23 protein-coding genes are annotated in these 22,145 nt (G+C 65.9%); 20 read left to right on the top strand and 3 right to left on the bottom strand.

Annotated features, from left to right (window positions below):
• Nucleotides 1-2: 2 nt before the first annotated feature.
• From IAE36_RS08050 to IAE36_RS08140, 19 genes are read left to right on the top strand one after another with little or no spacing between them, the layout of a single operon-like run.
• Nucleotides 3-257, top strand: a complete 255-nt coding sequence (locus IAE36_RS08050) for an acyl carrier protein (protein ID WP_028632002.1) — start codon at nt 3-5, stop codon at nt 255-257.
• Nucleotides 254-799, top strand: coding sequence for a membrane protein (locus tag IAE36_RS08055; RefSeq protein WP_028632003.1), 546 nt, complete (start codon nt 254-256; stop codon nt 797-799). The genes IAE36_RS08050 and IAE36_RS08055 overlap by 4 nt, the downstream gene beginning before the upstream one ends.
• Complete coding sequence (locus IAE36_RS08060; RefSeq protein WP_201211678.1) at nt 796-2,475, top strand: AMP-binding protein; 1,680 nt, start codon at nt 796-798, stop codon at nt 2,473-2,475. The genes IAE36_RS08055 and IAE36_RS08060 overlap by 4 nt, the downstream gene beginning before the upstream one ends.
• Entirely contained in the window at nt 2,468-3,202 is a 735-nt protein-coding gene (locus IAE36_RS08065; protein WP_201211680.1) for a glycosyltransferase family 2 protein, read from the top strand. The genes IAE36_RS08060 and IAE36_RS08065 overlap by 8 nt, the downstream gene beginning before the upstream one ends.
• Entirely contained in the window at nt 3,199-4,137 is a 939-nt protein-coding gene (locus IAE36_RS08070) for an LpxL/LpxP family acyltransferase (protein ID WP_060480789.1), read from the top strand. The genes IAE36_RS08065 and IAE36_RS08070 overlap by 4 nt, the downstream gene beginning before the upstream one ends.
• Entirely contained in the window at nt 4,118-5,662 is a 1,545-nt protein-coding gene (locus IAE36_RS08075; protein ID WP_201211682.1) for an HAL/PAL/TAL family ammonia-lyase, read from the top strand. The genes IAE36_RS08070 and IAE36_RS08075 overlap by 20 nt, the downstream gene beginning before the upstream one ends.
• Nucleotides 5,655-6,080 carry an acyl-CoA thioesterase gene (locus IAE36_RS08080; RefSeq protein ID WP_201211684.1) on the top strand — a complete coding sequence of 142 codons (426 nt, stop codon included), beginning with the start codon at nt 5,655-5,657 and terminating at the stop codon, nt 6,078-6,080. The genes IAE36_RS08075 and IAE36_RS08080 overlap by 8 nt, the downstream gene beginning before the upstream one ends.
• Nucleotides 6,077-6,739, top strand: coding sequence for an outer membrane lipoprotein carrier protein LolA (locus IAE36_RS08085; protein WP_201211686.1), 663 nt, complete (start codon nt 6,077-6,079; stop codon nt 6,737-6,739). The genes IAE36_RS08080 and IAE36_RS08085 overlap by 4 nt, the downstream gene beginning before the upstream one ends.
• A complete protein-coding gene (locus IAE36_RS08090) occupies nt 6,729-9,050 on the top strand; it encodes an MMPL family transporter (protein WP_201211688.1) in 2,322 nt (773 codons plus the stop codon). Before IAE36_RS08085 ends, IAE36_RS08090 begins: the two co-directional genes overlap by 11 nt.
• Complete coding sequence (locus IAE36_RS08095; protein WP_201211690.1) at nt 9,047-10,204, top strand: sodium:proton antiporter; 1,158 nt, start codon at nt 9,047-9,049, stop codon at nt 10,202-10,204. Before IAE36_RS08090 ends, IAE36_RS08095 begins: the two co-directional genes overlap by 4 nt.
• Nucleotides 10,191-11,438, top strand: a complete 1,248-nt coding sequence (locus tag IAE36_RS08100) for an NAD(P)/FAD-dependent oxidoreductase (RefSeq protein WP_028632012.1) — start codon at nt 10,191-10,193, stop codon at nt 11,436-11,438. The genes IAE36_RS08095 and IAE36_RS08100 overlap by 14 nt, the downstream gene beginning before the upstream one ends.
• Complete coding sequence (locus IAE36_RS08105) at nt 11,435-12,166, top strand: class I SAM-dependent methyltransferase (protein ID WP_201163047.1); 732 nt, start codon at nt 11,435-11,437, stop codon at nt 12,164-12,166. The genes IAE36_RS08100 and IAE36_RS08105 overlap by 4 nt, the downstream gene beginning before the upstream one ends.
• Nucleotides 12,163-12,648 carry a hypothetical protein gene (locus tag IAE36_RS08110; protein ID WP_028632014.1) on the top strand — a complete coding sequence of 162 codons (486 nt, stop codon included), beginning with the start codon at nt 12,163-12,165 and terminating at the stop codon, nt 12,646-12,648. The genes IAE36_RS08105 and IAE36_RS08110 overlap by 4 nt, the downstream gene beginning before the upstream one ends.
• Nucleotides 12,645-13,838, top strand: coding sequence for a beta-ketoacyl-[acyl-carrier-protein] synthase family protein (locus tag IAE36_RS08115; RefSeq protein ID WP_201211692.1), 1,194 nt, complete (start codon nt 12,645-12,647; stop codon nt 13,836-13,838). Before IAE36_RS08110 ends, IAE36_RS08115 begins: the two co-directional genes overlap by 4 nt.
• A complete protein-coding gene (locus IAE36_RS08120; protein ID WP_028632016.1) occupies nt 13,835-14,305 on the top strand; it encodes a hotdog family protein in 471 nt (156 codons plus the stop codon). Before IAE36_RS08115 ends, IAE36_RS08120 begins: the two co-directional genes overlap by 4 nt.
• A complete protein-coding gene (fabG, locus tag IAE36_RS08125) occupies nt 14,298-15,026 on the top strand; it encodes a 3-oxoacyl-ACP reductase FabG (RefSeq protein ID WP_028632017.1) in 729 nt (242 codons plus the stop codon). Before IAE36_RS08120 ends, fabG begins: the two co-directional genes overlap by 8 nt.
• On the top strand, nt 15,026-16,252 hold the full coding sequence (locus IAE36_RS08130) for a beta-ketoacyl-ACP synthase (RefSeq protein WP_201211694.1): 1,227 nt from the start codon (nt 15,026-15,028) through the stop codon (nt 16,250-16,252). Before fabG ends, IAE36_RS08130 begins: the two co-directional genes overlap by 1 nt.
• A 22-nt stretch (nt 16,253-16,274) precedes the next feature.
• On the top strand, nt 16,275-16,700 hold the full coding sequence (locus tag IAE36_RS08135) for a hypothetical protein (RefSeq protein ID WP_060480798.1): 426 nt from the start codon (nt 16,275-16,277) through the stop codon (nt 16,698-16,700).
• Between the two features lie 21 nt (nt 16,701-16,721).
• Nucleotides 16,722-17,168, top strand: coding sequence for a hypothetical protein (locus IAE36_RS08140; protein WP_028632020.1), 447 nt, complete (start codon nt 16,722-16,724; stop codon nt 17,166-17,168).
• A gap of 29 nt (nt 17,169-17,197) precedes the next feature.
• Here the strand turns inward: IAE36_RS08140 and IAE36_RS08145 are convergent, their stop codons facing one another.
• Complete coding sequence (locus tag IAE36_RS08145) at nt 17,198-18,091, bottom strand: LysR family transcriptional regulator (protein WP_201211696.1); 894 nt, start codon at nt 18,089-18,091, stop codon at nt 17,198-17,200.
• A 109-nt stretch (nt 18,092-18,200) separates the two neighbouring features.
• Between IAE36_RS08145 and IAE36_RS08150 the strand changes: the two genes are divergently transcribed.
• On the top strand, nt 18,201-19,445 hold the full coding sequence (locus IAE36_RS08150; protein ID WP_201211698.1) for an MFS transporter: 1,245 nt from the start codon (nt 18,201-18,203) through the stop codon (nt 19,443-19,445).
• A gap of 30 nt (nt 19,446-19,475) precedes the next feature.
• Here IAE36_RS08150 and hemE read toward each other — a convergent pair whose 3' ends face one another.
• Together hemE and IAE36_RS08160 are read right to left on the bottom strand one after the other, a co-directional pair.
• Nucleotides 19,476-20,540 carry a uroporphyrinogen decarboxylase gene (hemE, locus tag IAE36_RS08155; protein WP_201211700.1) on the bottom strand — a complete coding sequence of 355 codons (1,065 nt, stop codon included), beginning with the start codon at nt 20,538-20,540 and terminating at the stop codon, nt 19,476-19,478.
• A 163-nt stretch (nt 20,541-20,703) separates the two neighbouring features.
• On the bottom strand, nt 20,704-22,122 hold the full coding sequence (locus IAE36_RS08160; RefSeq protein WP_201211702.1) for an FAD-dependent oxidoreductase: 1,419 nt from the start codon (nt 22,120-22,122) through the stop codon (nt 20,704-20,706).
• Nucleotides 22,123-22,145: the final 23 nt, after the last annotated feature.

The raw sequence follows: 22,145 nt of genomic DNA on the forward strand, positions 1-22,145 counted from the left end.
CCATGCAAACCCGTGAAGACATCTTCAACATCCTGCGCGACGCCCTGGTCGAGTTGTTCGAGCTGGACCCGGCCCGCATCAGCCTCGACGCCAACCTGTACCAGGACCTGGAAATCGACAGCATCGACGCCGTCGACCTGATCGATCACATCAAGCGCCAGACGGGCAAAAAAATCGCCGCTGACGAATTCAAGTCGGTGCGCACCGTCAACGACGTGGTCGAGGCTGTGTTCCGCCTGGTAAACCCGGCGGCATGAAACAGCTGATTGGCCTGGGCCTGCTGGTGGCCGGCCTGCTGTACCCGTTTGCGGTGCACTTCGGCATGGCCCATTTCGCCCCCTGGCAATTCGGCCTGCTGCTTGGCAGCCTGTGGCTGGCCCGTGTGCTCAGCGCGCCGCGCCGCCCCGGCAGCCTGTGGATGGCCGTGGCCGCCCTGGCATTCTGCTGCGTACTGGGGCTGTCCGACAGCCAGGCCCTGCTGCGCTGGTACCCGGTGTTGATCAGTGCCTTCATGCTGGCGCTGTTCGGTACCAGCCTGCTGCACGGCATGCCGGTGGCCGAGCGCCTTGCACGCCTGCGCGACCCACAGCTGCCGCCGCGAGCGGTGCGCTATACGCGGCACGTCACCCAGGCCTGGTGCCTGTTTTTTCTGCTTAACGGCCTGATCGCCGCCAGCCTCACGCTATGGGCACCCCTGACGTGGTGGACGCTGTACAACGGCATCATCGCCTACGCCGCCATGGGCGTGCTGTTCGCCCTGGAATGGCTGATAAGACAACGTGTGCGAGGACGCTCATGAACTGGATCAACCTCGAACACCTGCTGCTGGCGCTGGACGCGTCGCGGCCGGTGACCCAGGCCCCCGCCCTGAACCATGCTGGCCTGTGCCAACAGGCCCTGCGGCTGGCGGGGGGCCTGCACCAGCGCGGTGCCCGGCGCCTGGCCATTCACCTGGAGGACGCGGCCCAACTGGCCGCCGCCCTGCTGGGTGCCTGGCGGGCGGGCGTCGAGGTGCTGCTGCCCGCCGACCTGCAGCCCGCCACCCGTGAGCGCTGGCACAGCCATGTCGACCTGTGGCTCAGCGACCAGCCCGGCGATACGCCGTTCGAGGCATTGATGGGCCAAGCCATGCCCCCCGCCGCGCTGGACCTGGACCTGTGCCGCATCAGCCTGTGCACGTCCGGGTCCAGTGGCGAACCCAAGCGCATCGACAAGCAGCTGCGCCAGCTGGCCAACGAGGTAGAGGCACTCGAGCAACTCTGGGGAGCCGACCTGGGCCGGGCCTGGATCATCGGCAGTGTCGCCACCCAGCACATCTACGGCCTGCTGTTCCGTGTGCTGTGGCCCCTGTGCGCCGGGCGCGGCTTCGAGCGGCGCCAGCTGCCCTTCCCCGAAGACCTGCAACGGGCCAGCCGTGAGCACCCTGCGTTCGCCTGGGTGGCCAGCCCTGCCCTGCTCAAGCGCATGGGCGAGAACCTGGACTGGCCTGCCCTGCAACCGGTGCGCAAGGTATTTTCGTCCGGTGGCGAGCTGCCGGCCGATGCCGCCCAGCGCCTGCAGCAACGCCTTGGCCAGTGGCCTGCAGAAATTCTCGGCAGTTCGGAAACCGGCGGTATCGCCTGGCGCCAGGGGCAAGCCCTGTGGCAGCCCTTTGCCGGCGTGCAATTGAGCCACGGCGCCGATGGCGCGATGCGTATCGCCTCGCCTTACCTGCCTGCTGGGCATGTGGAACACAGCGCGGATGCTGCGGAGTTCTCGCAAGACGGGCGTTTCCGCCTGCTGGGCCGCCTGGACCGCATCGTCAAGCTGGAAGAAAAGCGCATTTCCCTGCCCATGCTGGAGCAGGCCCTGTGCACCCACCCCTGGGTGGCTGAAGCGCGCCTGGGCATGATCGAACAAGGCCGGGCGTACCTGGCCGCGTTGCTGGTGCCAACCGCGGCAGGCCTGCACGCGCTGCGCAACCAGGGCCGCCGGGTACTGCTGGATACGCTGCGTAAACACCTGGCGGGCCACTGCGAGGCGCTGGCGTTGCCGCGCCGCTGGCGGCTGATGCAGCAACTGCCACTCAACAGCCAGGGCAAGCTACCCCAGGCGGCCCTGCACACGCTGCTGGAGGCACCACGCAGCATGGCGCCGCAGGTGCTGGCACAGCAGGGCGCGGGCGACGAACTGCAGTTCAACCTCGCCGTGCCGCTGGACCTGGCGTGTTTCTCCGGGCATTTCCCGCGTACGCCAGTGCTGCCGGGCGTGGTGCAGATCGACTGGGCCATCGCGCTGGCAACCGAACACCTGCAGGCCGGGCTGCACTTCGCCGGCATGGAAGTGCTGAAGTTCCAGCAGCTGGTGCGCCCCGGCGACCAGCTGGCACTGAGCCTTCGCCTGGACCGGGCACGCAGCAAACTGTACTTCGCCTTCACCTGCGCGGGGCAGCCCTGCTCCAGCGGCCGTATCCTGCTGGAGAACACCTGTGCATAAGCCCTGCGCGGTCATCCCCGTGTACAACCACGAGCAGGCACTGCCGGCTGTGGTAGCCGAACTGCAGCAAGCGGGCCTGCCCTGCGTGCTGGTCGATGACGCCAGCCATCCCGCCTGCGCGCAAGTGCTCGCACACCTGGCCAGCCAGCGTGATGTGTATCTGGTCACCCTGGCCGTGAACCAGGGCAAGGGTGGCGCGGTAATGGCTGGCCTGCGAGAGGCTGCACGCCTTGGCTTCAGCCATGCGCTGCAGGTAGACGCCGATGGCCAGCACAACCTGCTCGATGTGGGGCTGTTCATCGACCAGTCGCGCAACCACCCACAGGCACTGGTGTGCGGTTACCCCCAGTACGATGCCAGTGTGCCCAAGGGCAGGCTGTATGCCCGCTACCTCACCCACGTGTGGGTGTGGATCAACAGCTTGTCGCTGCAGATCCCCGACTCCATGTGCGGTTTTCGCGTGTATCCCCTGCCTGCCACCCTGGCGATGATCGACAGCGTCAAACTGGGCAAGCGCATGGACTTCGACCCTGAAATCCTGGTGCGCCTGGCCTGGCGCAACCAGCCGATGCGCTGGCTGCCCACCCGGGTGCACTACCCCCAGGACGGCCTGTCACATTTCAGGCTGTTCCATGACAACGCGCTGATCTCGAAAATGCACGCCAAGCTGTTCTTCGGCATGCTGCTGCGGGCACCGGCAATACTCTGGCGCAGGTGGCGGGCATGAGCGAACCGTCGCAGCACTGGGCCGAACATCAGGAGCGCGGCAGCTTCTGGCTGATGAAACTCACAGCCACCCTGGTGCGCCTGCTGGGCCGGCGCATGCTCAGCCCGTTGATCCACCTCATCGTCGCCTACTTCTTCCTGTTTGGCCGCCGCGCCCGGCGCAGCGCCTGGCAGTACCAGCAGCGGCTGCGCCAATGGAGCGGCGGGCAGACCACCGCCCCCAGCCAATGGCAGGTGTTCCGCCAGTTCATGGCCTTCGCCGAGGCCCTGCTGGACAAGCTGGACGTGTGGAACGGCAAGCTGCGTATCGAAGACATCGAGATCCACGACCCGGCCCAACTGCGCCGGCAACTGCGCGGCAGCCGTGGGCAAATGCTGGTAGGGGCGCACCTGGGCAACCTTGAAGTGTGCCGCGCCCTCGCCGAAATCGGCGAGCAGGTCACCATGAACGTGCTGGTGCACACCCGCCATGCCGAGCGCTTCAACCGCCTGTTGGGTGAAGCGGGGGCTACCAACCTGAGGCTGATCCAGGTCAGCGAACTGGACCCAGCTGTCATGCTGCAATTGTCCGAACGGCTGGAGCGTGGCGAATGGCTGGCGATTGCCGGTGACCGTGTGCCCCTGCACGGCGGGCGCACGGTAGAAGTGGATTTCCTCGGCCACCGGGCAGCCTTTCCGCAAGGCCCGTGGCTGCTGGCGGGCATGCTCGAATGCCCGCTCAACCTGCTGTTCTGCCTCAAGCACCAGGGGCGCTACCACGTCACCCTCGAACCCTTTGCCGAGCGCCTGCAATGGCGACGCGGCCAGCGCGATCAGGTAATCGCCGAGTGGGCCACACGCTACGCCGACCGCCTGGGCCACTACTGCACCCAGGCGCCCCTGCAGTGGTTCAATTTCTACCCTTTCTGGAAGACCGATGACGATGCATCCGCATGAAGCTGTCACGTTCGGCGAAGCGCCGCTGGCAATCGAACAGGTGGTGGCCCTGGCAGAACGCCGTGCCCAGGTGCACCTGCAGGACGACGCCGCCTACCGAGAACGTATCGCCCGGGGTGCAAGGTTTCTCGACACCCTGCTCGACAAGGAAGGGGTGATCTACGGCGTCACCACCGGCTACGGTGATTCCTGCGTGGTGGCTGTACCACTGGAACATGTGGAGGCGCTGCCACAGCACCTGTACACCTTCCACGGCTGCGGCCTCGGCAAGCTGCTGGATGCCCCTGCCACCCGCGCGGTGCTGGCCGCACGCCTGCGCTCGCTCAGCCATGGTGTTTCCGGCGTGCGCCTTGAGCTTCTGGAGCGCCTGCGCGACTTCCTCGCGCACGACATCCTGCCGCTGATCCCCGAAGAAGGCTCGGTGGGCGCCAGCGGTGACCTTACGCCGCTGTCTTATGTGGCCGCGACGCTGTCAGGCGAGCGCGATGTGATGTACCAGGGCGTGCGCCGCAGCAGCGCCGACGTGCACCGCGAACTGGGCTGGCAACCGCTGGTGCTCCGGCCCAAGGAAGCCCTGGCGCTGATGAACGGCACTGCGGTGATGACCGGGTTGGCGTGCCTGGCCTACAGCCGCGCCGACTACCTGCTGCAGTTGGCCACCCGCATCACCGCCCTGAACGTGATCGCCCTGCAGGGTAACCCGGAACACTTCGATGAACGGCTGTTCGCCGCCAAGCCGCACCCCGGCCAGGCGCAAGTCGCCGCCTGGCTGCGCCAGGACCTTGCCATCGACGCCCCGCTGCCGACCCTGCACCGCCTGCAGGACCGCTACTCGCTGCGCTGCGCGCCGCACGTGCTGGGGGTACTGGCCGACAGCCTGGGCTGGCTGCGCGGCTTCATCGAAACCGAACTGAACAGCGCCAACGACAACCCGATCATCGACGGTGACGCTGAACGTGTGCTGCACGGCGGGCATTTCTACGGCGGGCATATCGCCTTTGCCATGGACAGCCTGAAAACCCTGGTGGCCAATGTCGCCGACCTGCTCGACCGGCAGCTCGCACTGCTGGTGGACGTGCGCTACAACCATGGCCTGCCGAGCAACCTGTCTGGCGCGCCGGCCGACCGGGCGATGATCAACCACGGCTTCAAGGCCGTGCAGATTGGCACCAGCGCCTGGACCGCCGAAGCCCTCAAGCAGACCATGCCCGCCAGCGTGTTCTCGCGCTCCACCGAGTGCCACAACCAGGACAAGGTGAGCATGGGCACAATCGCTGCCCGCGATGCCCTGCGCGTGCTGGAACTGACCGAACAGGTGGCTGCCGCCGCGCTGCTGGCCGCCAACCAGGGTGTGTGGCTGCGCAGCCGCCATGCCGATGCACGCCCATTGCCGCCTGCGCTGGCGCACATGCACGAAGCGCTGCTGGGTGAGTTTGCCCCGGTGATCGAAGATAGGGCCCTGGAGCAAGACCTGCGCCACTGCCTGCAACGGATCGGCCAGCGCCACTGGAGGCTGCATGCGTAGCGCCGGGGTATTCCACGTCGACAGCGAGGTGGTCGTGCCATTCTTCGACGTCGACAGCATGCACGTGGTGTGGCATGGCCATTACGTGAAGTACCTGGAGGTGGCCCGCTGCGCCCTGCTCGACCGCCTCTCGCACAACTACGTGCAGATGCAGGCCAGCGGCTACGCATGGCCGGTGATCGACCTGCAGTTGCGCTACATGCGCGGCGCCACCTTCGGCCAGCGCCTGAGCGTGAGGGCCAGCCTGGTGGAGTGGGAAAACCGCCTGAAAATCCATTACCTGATCAGCGATGCCGAAACCGGTGAGCGCATGACCCGGGCCAGCACCGTGCAGGTCGCCGTGCACATTGCCAGTGGCGAAATGCAGCTGGCCTCGCCCCAGGTAGTGCTCGATGCCGTCCAGCAGGTGCTTGCATGAACCCCATCGGTAACCGCGCCCTCCGGCGTACTGCAGGCGTCGGCTTGCCGGCGATAGCCTGCAAAGCAGGCCCGCTCGTCCTGGCCTTGCTGCTGTGGCTTATCAGCCCCCTCACCTTCGCCTTCACCCTCGACGACCTGCAAAAGCAGCTCAGCGCCCCCGCCGTGGTCAAAGGCCCGTTCGTGCAGGAAAAGCACCTACGTGCCCTGCCCCAGCCACTGCTGAGCCAGGGGCAGTTCGTGCTGGCCCGCGACCACGGGCTGCTGTGGCTGCTGCAAACCCCGCTGCGCCAGGACTACCGCATCGATGCCCATGGCATCGCCCGGCGCGACCCGAGCGGCTGGCAGGCCCTGCCCAACCGTAGCGCCGGTGCCGAGCAGAACCGCCTGTTCTTCGCCGTGCTGCAAGGCGACAGCACCGGCCTGCAACGTGACTTCGAGCTGGCCCTCACCGGGGACGCCGCCCACTGGCAGTTGCAGCTCACCCCCCGTTCGCTGCTGCTCAAGCAGGTGTTCAAGCGCATCGACATCACCGGTGGGCGCTATGTACAACGCATCGAATTGAGCGAAACCCAGGGCGACAGCACGGTGCTGCGCATGCCCGAAAGCAGCGGCGCTGCTGACCTGAGCGACGCGGAGCGCAGCGACTTTGCCAACTGAACGCCTGCTGCCGCGCCTGTTCGTCTGCCTGCTGCTGGCCATGCTTGCCGTGGCCGGCTGGCAGTGGCACCGGGGCGCGCCGCTGTCGGCCGACCTGATGTCGCTGGTGCCTGGCGCCACCCAGGACCCACTGGTGCAGCGTGCCGAGCAGCGCATGCAGGAGCCGCTGAACCGCGAACTGCTGGTACTGGTAGGGCACCCGCAACGCCAGCAGGCGCTGGCCCTGGCCGAGAAGCTGGCCGGGCAGTGGCAGGCCAGCGGCTTGTTCGAAAAGGTCCAGTGGAGCCTGCAGACCGACCTGCAGGCTGTGCGCACGCAATTGTTGCAGGGCCGGCTGGCCATGCTGGCGCCCGCAGACCGGCAACAGCTGGAAGCGCAACCCGATGCGTTCGTGGCGCAACGGGTGCAAAGCCTGTTCGACCCGTTTGCCGGGTTCAGCCTGGTGCCCAACCAGGACGACTGGCTGGGGCTCACGGGGCGTGTCCAGAACAGCCAGCCCAAGCCCTCCAATGTCGAACTGGATACGGCCAGCGGCGCGCTGATTGCCCAAGCGGATGACCACTATTGGGTGCTGCTGCGTGCCCGTACCCTGGGCAACGCATTCGACATGCAGTTGCCATTGCAGGTGGCCGACCTTCTGGCCAACGCCCGCCAGCAGGCCGAACCGCTCGGTGCCCAGCTGCTGGCGGCCAGCGGCCTGCTGCACGCTGCTGCCGGCCAGCAGCAGGCCAGCCGCGAAATCAGCTGGGTAGGCGGTGGCGCCACGCTGGGTATTCTGCTGCTGCTGTGGCTGGCCTTCCGTAACTGGCGGGCACTGCTGGCGTTCGTACCAGTGCTGGTGGGCATGCTGTTCGGCTCGGTGGTGTGCGCGGCCCTGTTCGGCCAGATGCACGTCATGACCCTGGTGCTCGGCTCCAGCCTGATCGGTGTGGCAGTGGACTACCCGCTGCACTACCTGTCCAAGAGCTGGAGCCTGAAACCCTGGCACAGCTGGTCGGCGGTGCGCCTCACCCTGCCGGGCATGAGCCTGAGCCTGGCGACCAGCTGCATTGGCTACCTGGCCCTGGCCTTCACACCCTTCCCGGCCCTGACCCAGATCGCCGCGTTTTCCGCCGCCGGCCTGCTGGGCGCCTACCTGAGCGCAGTGTGCCTGCTGCCCGCGTTGCTGGCGTCGGCGCAGCTCAGGCCGGCGCTATGGCCGCTGCGCATCACCCAGGCCCTGACACAGTGGCGTGAAGCGCTGCTGCGCAGGGTGCCCAGTGGCGCCTTGCTGGCCTTGGTGCTGCTGTTCTGCGCCGGCGGCCTCTGGCACCTGCAGACGCGCAACGACATCCGCCAGTGGGTCGGTACGCCGCCGCAACTGTTGCAGCAAGCCCAGGCCGTGGCGCGCATCACTGGCTACCAACCTACCAGCCAGTTCTACCTGGTGCGCGCTGCCGACCAGCAACAACTGCTGGCGCGCACCCAGGCGCTGGGGGCCAAACTCACGGAACTGGTGGAACTGGGCAAGCTCAAGGGCTTCATGAGCCTCAGCCAGCTGGTTGCCAGCCCCGCCGAGCAACAGCAGGCGCGCAAGGCGCTGGAGGTGCTGCCCGAGCACTGGCAGCCGCTGGTGGCGCTTGGCGTACCCGAAGCGGCCTTGCAGGCCGAGATCCAGCAGTTGCAGGCATTACCTGTGCAGGCCATCGAACAGGTGTTGGCAGGCCCCCTGGGCGAAGCATGGCGGCCGTTGTGGCTGGGCGCCGATGCTCAGGGCGTAGCTGCCATCGTCAGCCTTCAGGGGTTGTCGGATGCAGCGTTGCTGCAGTTGCAGACCCAGGACCTGGACGGCGTGCAACTGGTGGACCGGCTGGGCGAACTCAACCAGCTGTTTGCGGCGACCCAGGTAAGCGCAGCGGAACTCAAGCTGCTGTCCTGCGTGCTGATCCTGGTGTTGCTGGTGATGCCCTTCGGCCTGCGTGGTTCGCTGCGCATCGTTGCACTGCCGCTGCTCGCCGCGCTGTGCAGCCTGGCAAGCCTGGGCTGGCTGGGCCAACCCCTGACGCTGTTCAGCCTGTTCGGGCTGTTGCTGGTCACTGCCATCAGCGTCGACTACGCCATCCTCATGCATGAGCGCATAGGCGGGGCGGCCGTGAGCCTGCTGGGTACCCTGCTGGCCGCGCTCACCACCTGGCTGTCGTTCGGGCTGCTGGCCCTGTCCAGCACCCCGGCGGTGAGCAACTTCGGCGCAGCGGTAAGCCTGGGCCTGGTCTTCAGCTTCCTGCTGGCGCCCTGGGCCGCCCCTCGCGACGGAGCGCCAACGCCACCATGACGATCATTCTGTTCTGGGGCCTGGCCTTGGCAGCATTTGCCCTCGCCAGCCAGCTGGGCAAACGCCTGGGCCTGATCCCCATCGTCAGCCAGCTGCTGCTGGCCACCCTGGTGCTGCCTGCGGTGATGGGGCTGTGGATAACCCCGCACTGGCAGCTGGACGGCCCCGCATTGATCGCACCGGTCTGGGTCAAGACCCTGTACGGCGCCAGCTTCGCCCTGCTGCTCGGGCACATCCTCACCGATGTGCTGGCCCTGCGGCCAGACCGCCAGGCTGTCAAACTGGCGTTACCCAGCTTTCTGCTGCCGTTCGCCTGCGGCCTGGCCTGCGCGAAAGGGCTGATGGGTTTGAGCGGCGTCGCTGCCCTGGCCCTGGGCCTGGTCTTCGCCATTACCGCAATCCCTGTGCTGTACCTGTACCTGCGGGCTATCGATTACCCCGCTGCCGCCAGCCGGCGGTTGCTGCAAGCGGCCATCCTCATCGACGTGGCCTGCTGGCTGCTGCTGGGCCTGGGCCAAGGCAGCCTGCACCCGGGCACACTGGCGTTGCCGTTGCTGGCTGCCTTGCTGCCGCTGCCGCTTCATGCACTGGGCCTGCGCGCACCCAAGGCTTATGGGGCGCTGTTTCTGGCGCTGCTGTTCGTTGCCGAACACTACAAGCTCAATGCCCTGGTCTTCGGCATGGGCTACCTGGCCTGCCTTGCCTGGCGCAGGATACCGGCCACGCTGCCATTGCCCGATACCTGCAACCGCCGAGTGCAACACAGCCTCGCCGTGCCGTTGATACTGACCTACGGCGTGATACAGATCGATGCACACCACGCCCTCGACAGCCTGGACGGCTGGCAACTGTGCGCGCTGGTCGCGCTGCCGATCGCCAGCAAGCTGCTGGGGAACTGGCTGGGCCTGTGCTGGGCCACCCCGTCATTCCCCGGGGCCAGCAGATGGCGCGAGAGCCTGCTGCTGAACATTCGTGGCCTCAGCGAAATCGTTTTCCTCAACCTGTTGCTGTCGCAGCAGCTGATCAGCCCTGCAGTGTATTTCGCGCTGATGCTGATGAGCCTGGTTGCCACCCTGATGCCGGCGCTGGCCGGCCTGCACCGTCTTCCACTCAACGCCCCATCCATGGCAAGGAGCCCGCATGCCAAACGCTGACCTACAACAACGCCAAGTCCTCGTGATCGGTGCCGGGCCTTCCGGCGCCATCGCATCGGCCCTGCTCAAGCGCCAGGGGCACGATGTGCTGGTAATCGAACGCCAGCGTTTTCCGCGTTTTTCAATCGGCGAAAGTCTGCTGTCCCACTGCCTGGATTTCGTCGAGGAGGCCGGCATGCTTGAGGCCCTGCAAGCCGCAGGCTTCCAGCACAAGAATGGCGCCGCCTTCGCCTGGGGCGACGAGTACACGGCATTCGACTTCGGCCAGACCTTCACCCAGGGTAAACCCAGCACCTTCCAGGTGCAGCGGGCCCGCTTCGACCAGTTGCTGGCCGACCAGGCCGAAGCCCAGGGCGTGGAGATACGCTACGAGCACGAGATCGTCAGCGCCGACATGAATGGCGAGCAGCCCCAGGTGCGCGTGCGCCGCCCGGACGGCAGCGAGTACACCGTGCAGGCCGGCTTCGTGCTGGACGCCAGCGGCTACGGCCGGGTACTGCCAAGAATGCTGGACCTCGAAGCACCGTCGGCCTTCCCGGTGCGCCGGGCCGTGTTCACGCACATCGAAGACCGTATCGACCACCCAGGCTTCGACCGCGACAAGATCCTCATCACCACCCACCCCGAGCACCGTGACATCTGGTTCTGGACCATCCCCTTCAGCGACGGCCGCACCTCACTGGGCGTGGTGGCGGCCGCAGAACACTATGCCAACGCCCCCGAGGACCTCGACGCCTGCCTCAAGCACTTCGTGGCACAGGCGCCGAGCCTGGCCAAGGTGCTGGCCAATGCAGTGTGGGATACCCCGGCGCGCACCATCGGGGGCTATTCGGCCAACGTCAAGGCGCTGCACGGCAAGGGCTATGCCCTGCTCGGCAACGCCGCCGAATTCCTCGACCCGGTGTTCTCCTCCGGCGTCACCATCGCCATGCGCTCGGCGAGCATGGCCGCCGGCCTGCTGCACCGCCAACTGCAAGGTGAAACGGTGAACTGGCAGACCGAGTTTGCCGAACCCCTTCAGCAGGGCGTCGACACCTTCCGTGTCTATGTCGAAGGCTGGTACGACGGCAGTTTCCAGGACGTGATCTACCACCCAGGCAGCTCGCCGGAAATCCGCGCCATGATCAGCTCCATCCTGGCTGGCTATGCCTGGGACACGCGCAACCCGTTCGTGGCCGAACCCCGGCGCCGGCTGCGCACCCTGGCCGAACTGTGCGCGAGGGCGCCGGCATGAGTGAGCGCCCGTTCCTGAGCGACACCTATGTCGAGGAAACGCGCATAGGCTTTCGTTTTCTCGCCAGTCACACCTGGCAGCACCACGTGCTGCGGGTGGCCATCGAAGACCTGCGCCGGCTGTTCGACGGTGCACCGCCCCAGGGCGCAGTGCTGCTGGATGCCGGCTGCGGGCAGGGCAGGTCGTTCAAGCACCTGCAGCGGGTATTTGCGCCCGCTCGCCTGCTGGGCACCGATGCCGACCCGCACAGCCTTGACCTGAGCGCAGCCGAGGCCCAGCGCCTGGGCATCAATGTGGAGCTGTGCGGCAGCGACTGCGCCAAGCTGCCTTACCCTGACGCCAGCATCGACCTGCTGTTCTGTCACCAGACCTTTCACCACCTGGTGGAACAGGAAAAAGCCCTGGCCGAGTTTTACCGAGTACTCAAGCCGGGCGGCTACCTGCTGTTCGCCGAGTCCACCGAGGCGTACATCGATACCTGGGTGATCCGCTGGTTTTTCCGCCACCCCATGCACGTGCAGAAGAGTGCCGAGGGCTACCTGCAGATGCTGCGCAGCCAGGGCTTCGAGTTTGGCCCTGCCAATGTCTCCTACCCCTACCTGTGGTGGAGCCGGGCCAAGGACTTCGGCCTGCTTGAGCGCCTGGGCCTGCGCAAGCCGCCACCGGTGGGCGAACGCGAGGAAACGCTGGTCAACGTGGTTGCGCGCAAGCCGCTGGAGCCCGCATGAAAGCCTTCCTGGCATGCGCGCTGTGCCTGCTGCTGAGCGCCTGCGCGGCGCGCCCGCCCCTGCCTGAGCGGCTGCCGGGGCTGACCCTGCCGCAGCAGTTGCATGTGCAGCGCGAACAGGCCGGCCAGCGCCAGGACTGGTTGCTGGTGATCCAGGACGAGCACCAGCGCTTGCGCTGGTCGCTGCTCGACCTGCTGGGCATCCCCCAGGCCCGGCAGCTGCTGGACGGCCAGCAATGGCAGGCCGATGGGCTGCTGCCGCCCAACCCGGCAGCCCGGGAGCTGTTCGCTGCCGTATTGTTCGCCCTTACCCCGCCCGCGCAGCTGGCCCAGCTTTATCCACAGGCCCGCGAGCAAGCGGGGCAGCGTTGGCTGGGTGACCGCTGGCACGTCACCTATCGGGGCGAGGATGCCTTCGACTTGAACCTCGGTGAAGGCCTGCGTTATGTAATCGACCCCCTGCCTCACGAGAACCGACCATGACCGCCTACCTCAATGCCCTAGGCCTGATCTGCGCCCTTGGCCAGGGCCAGGCCGAAGTGGCGGCCGGCCTGTTCGCCGGCGATTGTTCCGGCATGCAGCCCGCGTCAGGCTGGATCCCCGACCGCTGCCCGCCCGTGGGTGCGGTCGCCGCGGCATTGCCCGCAGTACCGCTGCCCGAGCAGCACAGCCGCAACAACCAGCTGCTGTACGCGGCCGCCCTGCAGATCGAGCCGGCCATCCGCCAGGCGATCGCCCAGTATGGTGGGCATCGTGTTGCCGTCATTCTCGGGACCAGTACGTCCGGCATTGCCGAAGGCAGTGCCGCCATCGGCCAGTTCATCAACAGCGGGCAGTTCCCTGCCGACTATCACTACGCACAGCAGGCACTGAGCGCGCCGGCCGACTTCCTCGCCGACTGGCTGCAACTCAGCGGCCCGGCCTACGTCATCTCCACGGCCTGCACCTCCAGTGCCCGCGCCTTGCTCAGCGCCCGGCGCCTGCTGCAGCTGGGCGTGTGCGACGCCGTGCTGTGCGGCGGCGTCGACAGCCTGTGCAGCCTCACCCTCAATGGCTTCAGCGCCCTGGAAGCGGTCAGTGAGCAGCGCTGCAACCCGTTCTCGGCCAACCGCGATGGCATCAACATTGGCGAGGCGGCGGCCCTGTTCCTGATGACGCGCCAGCGCAACGCGCAAGGCCGCACCCTGGCACTGCTGGGTGCCGGTGCCAGCTCGGACGCCCACCACATATCCGCGCCCGACCCGACCGGTGCCGGCGCCTTGCGGTGCATGGGCAAAGCACTGGACAATGCCGGCCTCGCGCCCGCGCAAATCGACTACCTGAACCTGCATGGCACCGCCACTGCGCACAATGACGCCATGGAAAGCCTGGCCGTGCATGCCCTGTTCGGTGCCACGCTGCCGTGTTCGTCGAGCAAGCCCATGACCGGCCACACGCTGGGTGCGGCCGGCGCGCTGGAAGCAGCGTTCTGCTGGCTGAGCCTGAGCGAGCACAACCCGTTGGGCCTGCTGCCACCGCATGTGTGGGACCAGCAGCGCGACCCGGCGCTGCCCGGCCTGGCCCTGGTGGATGGCCGCCAGCGCCTGGGTACTGATGGCCCACGCCGTTTGATGAGCAACTCGTTCGCCTTCGGCGGCAATAATGTCAGCCTGATTCTCGGAGACACCGCATGAACCCCTGGCCACTGGCCGAGCTGCTGCCCCACGCCGGCGACATGATCCTGATCGACCAGATCGAGCGCTGCGATGAGGAGCAGATCTTCACCCGCACCACCGTGCAGCCTGGCGGCCTGTTCAACCGCGCCGACGGCAGCCTGCCGGCGTGGCTGGGCATCGAGCTGATGGCCCAGAGCGTCGCGGCCTATGCCGGCTGCCGCGCCCGGCGCAACGGCCAGGCAGTCGAACTGGGTTTCCTGCTGGGTGCACGCAAATACGAATGCGATGTCGAGCACTTCCCCGCCGGCGCCGAACTGCACATCCACGCCCAGCGTTCGCTCGAAGACGACAACGGCATGGGCGTGTTCGAATGCCACCTGCGCGGCCCCGGCATCCATGCCAGTGCGCGCCTGAACGTGTATCGCCCGCCGCAAGCGGCCAGCTACCTGGCCGAAGCGGGCCCTGAGGAGTCCCCCCATGACTGACACCATTCTGGTCACCGGTTCGAGCCGCGGCATTGGCCGCGCCATCGCCCTGCGCCTGGCCCGGTCCGGTTACGACCTGGTCCTGCATTGTCGCAGCGGCCGCGCCGAGGCCGACGCCGTGGCCGAAAACGTGCGGGCCCTGGGCCAACAGGCACGGGTGCTGCAGTTCGACATTGCCGACCGTGCCGCCTGCCGCGCCGCCCTGGAGAGCGATGTGGAGCAGCATGGGGCGTATTACGGCGTGGTGTGCAACGCCGGGCTGACCCGCGATGGCGCCTTCCCGGCGCTTACCGACGAAGACTGGGACCAGGTGCTGCGTACCAACCTGGACGGTTTCTACAACGTTCTGCAGCCACTGACCATGCCAATGATCCGCCGCCGGGCACCCGGGCGCATCGTCTGCATCACCTCGGTATCGGGGTTGATCGGTAACCGTGGCCAGGTCAACTACAGCGCCTCCAAGGCGGGGCTGATCGGCGCGGCGAAGGCGCTGGCGATCGAGCTGGGCAAACGCCGCATCACCGTCAATTGCGTGGCCCCTGGGCTGATCGACACGGCCATGCTCGACGAGCACGTGCCTGTGGACGAGCTGATGAAGATGATCCCTGCCGGGCGCATGGGCACCGCTGAAGAAGTGGCCGGTGCAGTCAACTTCCTGATGTCGGCGGAGGCTGCCTACATCACCCGCCAGGTGCTGGCCGTGAACGGGGGGTTGTGCTGATGCGCCGGGTTGTCGTCACCGGCATGGCCGGCATCACCTCGCTGGGCAGCGACTGGGCGACCATCGCCGGGCATTTCGCCAGCCAGCGCAGTGGCATCCGGCGCATGGACGAATGGGACCGCTTCGAAGAAATGAATACGCGGCTGGCCGGCCCCGTCGATGATTTCAAGGTGCCCGCCCACTGGACCCGCAAGCAACTGCGCAGCATGGGCCGGGTATCACGCCTGGCGGTGGCCGCGGCCGAGCGGGCACTGGTCGATGCAGGCCTGCTGGATGACCCGAGCATCCGCGATGGGCGCATGGGGGTGGCCTGCGGCTCGTCCACCGGCAGCACGGACGAGATCAAGGCGTTCGGCAACATGCTGCTCAACTCGGTGGCCGACGGCCTCAACGCCAATTCCTACGTGCGCATGATGCCGCACACCACCGCCGCCAATATCAGCATCTTCTTCGGCCTCACCGGGCGCCTGATCCCCACCTCCAGTGCCTGCACCAGCGGCAGCCAGGGCATCGGCTACGCCTATGAGGCGATCAAGTACGGGCGCCTGCCGATGATGCTGGCGGGGGGCGCCGAAGAGCTGTGCCCCACTGAGGCGATGGTGTTCGATGCGCTGTACGCCACCAGCCTGATGAACGACACCCCGCACCTTAGCCCACGCCCCTACGACTGCCGCCGTGATGGCCTGGTGATTGGCGAGGGCGGCGGCATGCTGGTGCTTGAAGAACTTGAACACGCCCGCGCCCGCGGGGCCAGGATACACGCCGAAATCGTCGGTTTTGGCAGCAACGCCGATGGCCAGCACACCACCCGCCCCGAGCAGACGACCATGCGCCGCGCCATGGAGCTGGCGCTGGAGGATGCCGGCCTGGCACCCGCAGCAATCGGCTATGTGAATGGCCACGGTACCGCCACCGAGCAGGGCGACATCGCCGAGACCCTGGCGACCAGCAGCCTGTTCGGCACCCACATGCCCATCAGTTCGCAGAAGAGCTTTCTTGGCCACACGCTCGGGGCGTGCGGGGCACTGGAGTCGTGGTTCAGCATCGAAATGATGAACAGTGACCGCTACGTGCACACCTTGAACCTGGACGAAGTAGACCCGCGCTGTGGCGAACTGGACTACCTGCGCGGCGAGTTCCGCACCATGAACCACCAGTTCGTGATGAACAACAACTTTGCTTTCGGTGGGGTCAACACGTCGTTGATCTTCCGCCGCTGGCCGTAACCCCAAACCTGGAGAGCATGGAATGTCCCCTCTGATCCGCGCAGCGGCCCTGGGCCTTGTACTCACCGGCCTGGCCGGCTGTACGTCGAAGCCGGTGCTGAACCCGGCTGAACAGCTGGCCTCCGCGACACCCTACACCCAACAGCAGGTGCAACAGGCCATTCTGAAGGCCATTGCCGACCGAGGCTGGACGGCTCGCTCGGTAAACCCGAGCGTGATCCAGGCCGACATCACCGTGCGCAACACCTTCTTCGCTGCCGTGGATATCCACTACAGCGCCAGCCAGTTCCGCATCGCCTACCGCGACAGCCGCGAACTGGGGTACAAGGACGGCAAGATCCACCGCAACTACAACCGCTGGGTCTACAACCTGGACCGCAGCATCGTGCGTCAGCTCAACACAGTGAGCAGCCAGAGCCTGTTGCAACAAAGCAGCGTTACCCCCTAACCACCGACCAAGGAAGAACCGATGCGCTTGAAGACCCTTACCGCCGCCACTGCCCTGCTGCTGGCTGCACTGCCAGGCCTGAGCCAGGCCCGTGACACCGCGCTGTTCCTGCCATTCGACAAGGTAGTGCAGCAAATGCTGGCCGAGAAAAAGCTCGATGGCTCGGTCAAGTTCTACCTGGCGGGCGTACAGCCACGCGGCAAGGTCAAGGTGGTCAGCCCCAATGCCGTGACCAACAAGAAGACCAACGCCTTCAACAAGAGTGACGAAGTGGCCTGCGAATGGGCCCTGCAGTCGGCCCTGCTGACCATGCAGGACGCTGCGCGCAAGGCCAACGCCAATGCCGTGACCAACATCGTCAGCTACTACAAGCGCAACGAGCGCAAAGACCCGGCCACCTACGAGTGCCATGCCGGCGCGGTCATCGCCGGTGTTGCCATCAAGGGCGACCTGGCCCGCGTAGACTGATACCCAGGCGCAACCGGGGCAGGCTGGCGTCAGGCCTGAACCTGCCCGGTCAGCAGTTCGGCGAAGGCTGTGGCCATCGCCGACTGCTGGCACTGGCGCTGTACCAGCCACACGGCAGACGTGGCTTCGGTATCCAGTAACGTGCGGTACACCACGCCCTCGATGCGCATACGCTGGTAAGAAGCCGGCAGCACCGATACCCCGAGCCCCGCCGACACCAGCCCGATGATCGTCATCGCCTCCCCTGCCTCTTGTGCAAAGTGCGGGCTGAAGCCTGCCTGACGCGCCAGGCTGAGCAGCTGGGCATACAAACCACTGCCATAGCTGCGCGGGAAGAACACAAAAGGTTCCTGGGCCAGCGCTGCCAGATGCACGCCTTGCTCCGTGGCCTGAGCCAGCGCATGCGAGGCATTGATCACCGCCACCAGTGGCTCGCGGAACAGCTCCGTGGCAACCAGCCCTTGGGGCAGCGGCATCGGCCGCATCAGGCCCACTTCGATGGACTCATCGAACACCCCTTCGGCGACTTCGCGGCTGCTCATTTCCTTGAGGTTCAGGTGCACTGCCGGAAAGCGCTGGCGGAACGCATGGATCGCCTGGGGGATCTTCGACGTGAACGGCGCAGAGGACGTAAAGCCGATCTTCATCTCGCCCAGCTCCCCCAGCTGGGCACGCCTGGCCACATCGGCCGCCTTCTCGACCTGGGCCAGTACCAGCCGGGCCTCCTCCAGAAACAGCCGCCCGGCCTCGCTGAGTTCCACCCGACGGTTGGTACGCTCGAACAACCTGGCGCCCAGCTCCTGCTCCAGCGCCTGGATCTGCTGGCTCAGGGGCGGCTGTGAAATGCCGAGCTGCTGGGCGGCGCGGCCAAAGTGCAGTTCTTCGGCAACGGCAACGAAATAGCGCAGGTGACGCAGCTCCAAGGGCAGCCTCCAACAGGTCGTGAAACGTCTTAAATAGGTCGAACAATATATTGGATCTAATCATTAGGCAGCTATATGCTTTTTTCCATTGCGCCTGAGGTACCCGCCAGTGAAAACCGCCGCTGTTCCCTTGCCTGCCGAACCTGAAACTGCCTCGCTCAACGACCTGTGGATCGAGAAAGGCACGCCAGCCTTCATGAAAACCGTGCTGGCGCTGTTCAGTGGCGGCTTTGCCACCTTTGCCCTGCTGTACTGCGTGCAACCGATGATGCCGCTGCTGTCGAAGGAATTTGCCATCAATGCCGCGCAGAGCAGCCTGGTGCTGTCGGTCGCAACCGGCATGCTGGCGTTCGGGTTGTTGATAACCGGCCCCGTCTCCGACCGCATTGGACGCAAGCCGGTGATGGTGTTCGCGCTGGTGTGCGCGGCGCTGTGCACCATCGCCAGCGCTGTGATACCGAGCTGGGAGCTGGTGCTGGCCACCCGCGCACTGGTCGGGCTGTCCCTGAGCGGCCTGGCAGCGGTGGCAATGACCTACCTGAGCGAGGAGATTCACCCGCAGCACATCGGCCTGGCCATGGGCCTGTACATCGGCGGCAATGCCATTGGCGGCATGAGCGGCCGGCTGATTACCGGCGTGCTGATCGACTTCGTCAGCTGGCACACGGCGATGCTCACGGTGGGTGGCCTGGCATTGCTGGCGGCGGTGGTGTTCTGGAAAGTGCTGCCCGAGTCGCGCAACTTCCGCCCCCAGGCCATGAACCCGCGCAGCCTGCTGGACGGCTTCGTGGTGCATTTCAAGGATGCCGGGCTGCCTTGGCTGTTCCTCGAAGCGTTCCTGCTGATGGGCGCCTTCGTCACCCTGTTCAACTACATTGGCTATCGCCTGCTGGCGGAGCCTTACCACATGAACCAGGCGCTGGTGGGGCTGCTGTCGGTGGTGTACCTGTCGGGTATCTACAGCTCGGCGCAGGTGGGCGCACTGGCCGACAAGCTGGGCCGGCGCAAGGTGTTCTGGGCGAGTATCGTGGTCATGGCGGGGGGCATGCTGATGACCCTGACCAGCCCATTGTTCATGGTGATTTTGGGCATGCTGGTGTTCACCTTCGGCTTCTTCGGGGCACACTCGGTGGCCAGCAGCTGGATCGGCCGCCGCGCCTTGCGGGCCAAGGGGCAGGCATCATCCCTGTATCTGTTCTGCTACTACGCGGGGTCGAGCGTGGCCGGGACGGCAGGCGGGGTGTTCTGGCACCAGTGGGGCTGGAACGGCATCGGGTTGTTCATCGGCAGCCTGCTGGCGGTAGCGCTGCTGGTGGCGTTGCACCTGAGCAAGCTACCGCCAAAGGCGGCGTAGGGGCTCGCGGGCATGCCCGCGAGCTGGTCTTTACTGATGGTACTGCGCTGACAGTTCGTGCACGGAGTTGATGAACACACCGGCATGCTCCGGGTCGACTTCCGGGGTGATGCCATGGCCCAGGTTGAACACGTGGCCACTGCCCTGGCCGTAACTGGCCAGAATACGCGCCACTTCTTTGCGGATGGCTTCGGGCCGGGCGTACAGCACGGTCGGGTCCATGTTGCCTTGCAGGGCCACCTGGTTACCCACACGGCGGCGCGCATCGCCGATATCGCAGGTCCAGTCCAGGCCCAGTGCATCGGCACCCGCTTCAGCAATGCTTTCGAGCCACAGGCCGCCGTTCTTGGTGAACAGGATGACCGGCACCTTGCGCCCTTCGTGCTCGCGAATCAGGCCACTGACGATCTTGCGCATGTAGGCCAGGGAAAACTCCTGGTACGCCGCAGCCGACAGGTTGCCACCCCAGGTGTCGAAGATCTGCACCGCCTGTGCGCCGGCCAGGATCTGGCCATTGAGGTACGTGGTGACCGACTGAGCCAGCTTGTCCAGCAACAGGTGCAGCGCTTGGGGGTTGTCGTAGGCCATGGCCTTGGTCTTGCGGAAGTCCTTGGACGAGCCGCCTTCGACCATGTATGTGGCCAGCGTCCACGGGCTGCCTGAGAAGCCGATCAGCGGTACCCGGCCATTGAGCTCGCGGCGGATGGTGCTGACGGCGTCCATCACGTAGCCCAGGTCTTTCTGGGCATCGGGCACGGGCAGTGCCTCGATGTCGGCCGGGGTGCTGACCACCTTTCTGAAACGCGGGCCTTCGCCGGTTTCGAAGTACAGGCCAAGGCCCATGGCATCAGGGATGGTAAGGATGTCCGAGAACAGGATCGCGGCGTCCAGCGGGTAGCGGTCCAGTGGCTGCAGGGTGACCTCGCAGGCGAACTGCGGGTTTTTGCACAGGCTCATGAAGTCACCGGCCTTGGCACGGCTGGCGCGATATTCCGGGAGGTAGCGGCCGGCCTGGCGCATCATCCACACCGGGGTGACGTCTACGGGTTGCTTGAGCAGTGCACGCAGGAAACGATCGTTCTTCAGGGCAGTCATGTCGGCATCCGGAAAAAAAGTGGGGGCATTTTCTCAGACGCCAGCACAAAAGGCACGGCTGAGACCATGCGTTTTGTCTATTGGATGCGTTGGGTCAAACCGTGTCGCGTACAAAGCCGGCCCCTGCAGATACCGCGTACCTTGCAGGAGCCGGCAGCCAACCTCACACTTCCAGGAAGTCCAGGATGCCTTCGGCAGCGGTGCGCCCTTCGAAAATGGCGGTCACTACCAGGTCGGACCCGCGCACCATGTCGCCGCCGGCAAACACCTTCGGGTTGCTGGTCTGGTGCTTGAACTTGCCCTGCTCCGGCGCCACCACACGGCCCTGGCTGTCCAGTTGGATGCCGTGCTGCTCGAACCAGGGGGCCGGGCTTGGGCGGAAGCCGAAGGCGATGACCACGGCATCGGCCGGCAGGATCTCTTCAGACCCCGGGATTGGCTCCGGGCTGCGGCGGCCACGGGCGTCGGGTTCACCCAGGCGGGTTTCCACCACTTTCACGCCTTCGACCTTTTCCTCACCCACAATCGCAATGGGCTGGCGGTTGTACAGGAACTTCACGCCCTCTTCCTTGGCGTTCTTAACTTCCTTGCGCGAACCGGGCATGTTGGCTTCGTCACGGCGATAGGCACAGGTCACGGCCTTGGCGCCCTGGCGAATGGAGGTGCGGTTGCAGTCCATAGCGGTGTCACCACCACCGAGCACCACCACCCGCTTGCCCTGCATGTCGACGAAATCTTCCGGCGACTTCTCGAAGCCCAGGTTGCGGTTGACGTTGGCGATCAGGAAGTCCAGGGCATCGTGCACCCCTGGCAGGTCCTCGCCGGGGAAGCCCCCCTTCATGTAGGTGTAGGTGCCCATGCCCATGAACACTGCATCGTACTCGGCCAGCAGTTGCTCAAGGGTTACATCCTTGCCCACCTCGGTGTTCAGGCGGAACTCGATGCCCATGCCGGTGAACACTTCACGGCGGTTGCTGAGCACAGTTTTTTCCAGCTTGAATTCGGGGATGCCGAAGGTCAGCAGGCCGCCGATTTCCGGGTTGCGGTCGAAGACCACCGGGGTTACGCCGGCGCGCACCAGCACATCGGCACAGCCAAGGCCTGCCGGGCCGGCGCCGATGATGGCAACGCGCTTACCGGTGGGCTTGACCTTGGACATGTCCGGGCGCCAGCCCATGGCGAAGGCGGTATCGGTGATGTACTTCTCCACCGAACCGATGGTCACCGCGCCAAAGCCGTCGTTCAGCGTGCAGGCACCTTCACACAGGCGGTCCTGTGGGCACACCCGCCCGCACACTTCCGGCAGGGTGTTAGTCTGGTGCGACAATTCCGCCGCCGCCAGGATGTTGCCTTCGGACACCAGCTTCAACCAGTTGGGGATGAAGTTGTGCACCGGGCACTTCCATTCGCAGTACGGGTTACCACAGCCCAGGCAACGGTGCGCCTGCTCCACAGACTGCTGCGGCTTGAACGGTTCGTAGATTTCCACGAACTCCTTCTTGCGCTGGCGCAGCAGCTTTTTCTTCGGGTCCTTGCGGCCCACCTCGATGAACTGGAAGTCGTTATTCAGACGTTCAGCCATTTTTCAAAACCTCTTAACAGCAG

This window comes from Pseudomonas sp. S36 (assembly GCF_016647875.1).
Classification (GTDB): Bacteria; Pseudomonadota; Gammaproteobacteria; order Pseudomonadales; family Pseudomonadaceae; genus Aquipseudomonas; species Aquipseudomonas parafulva.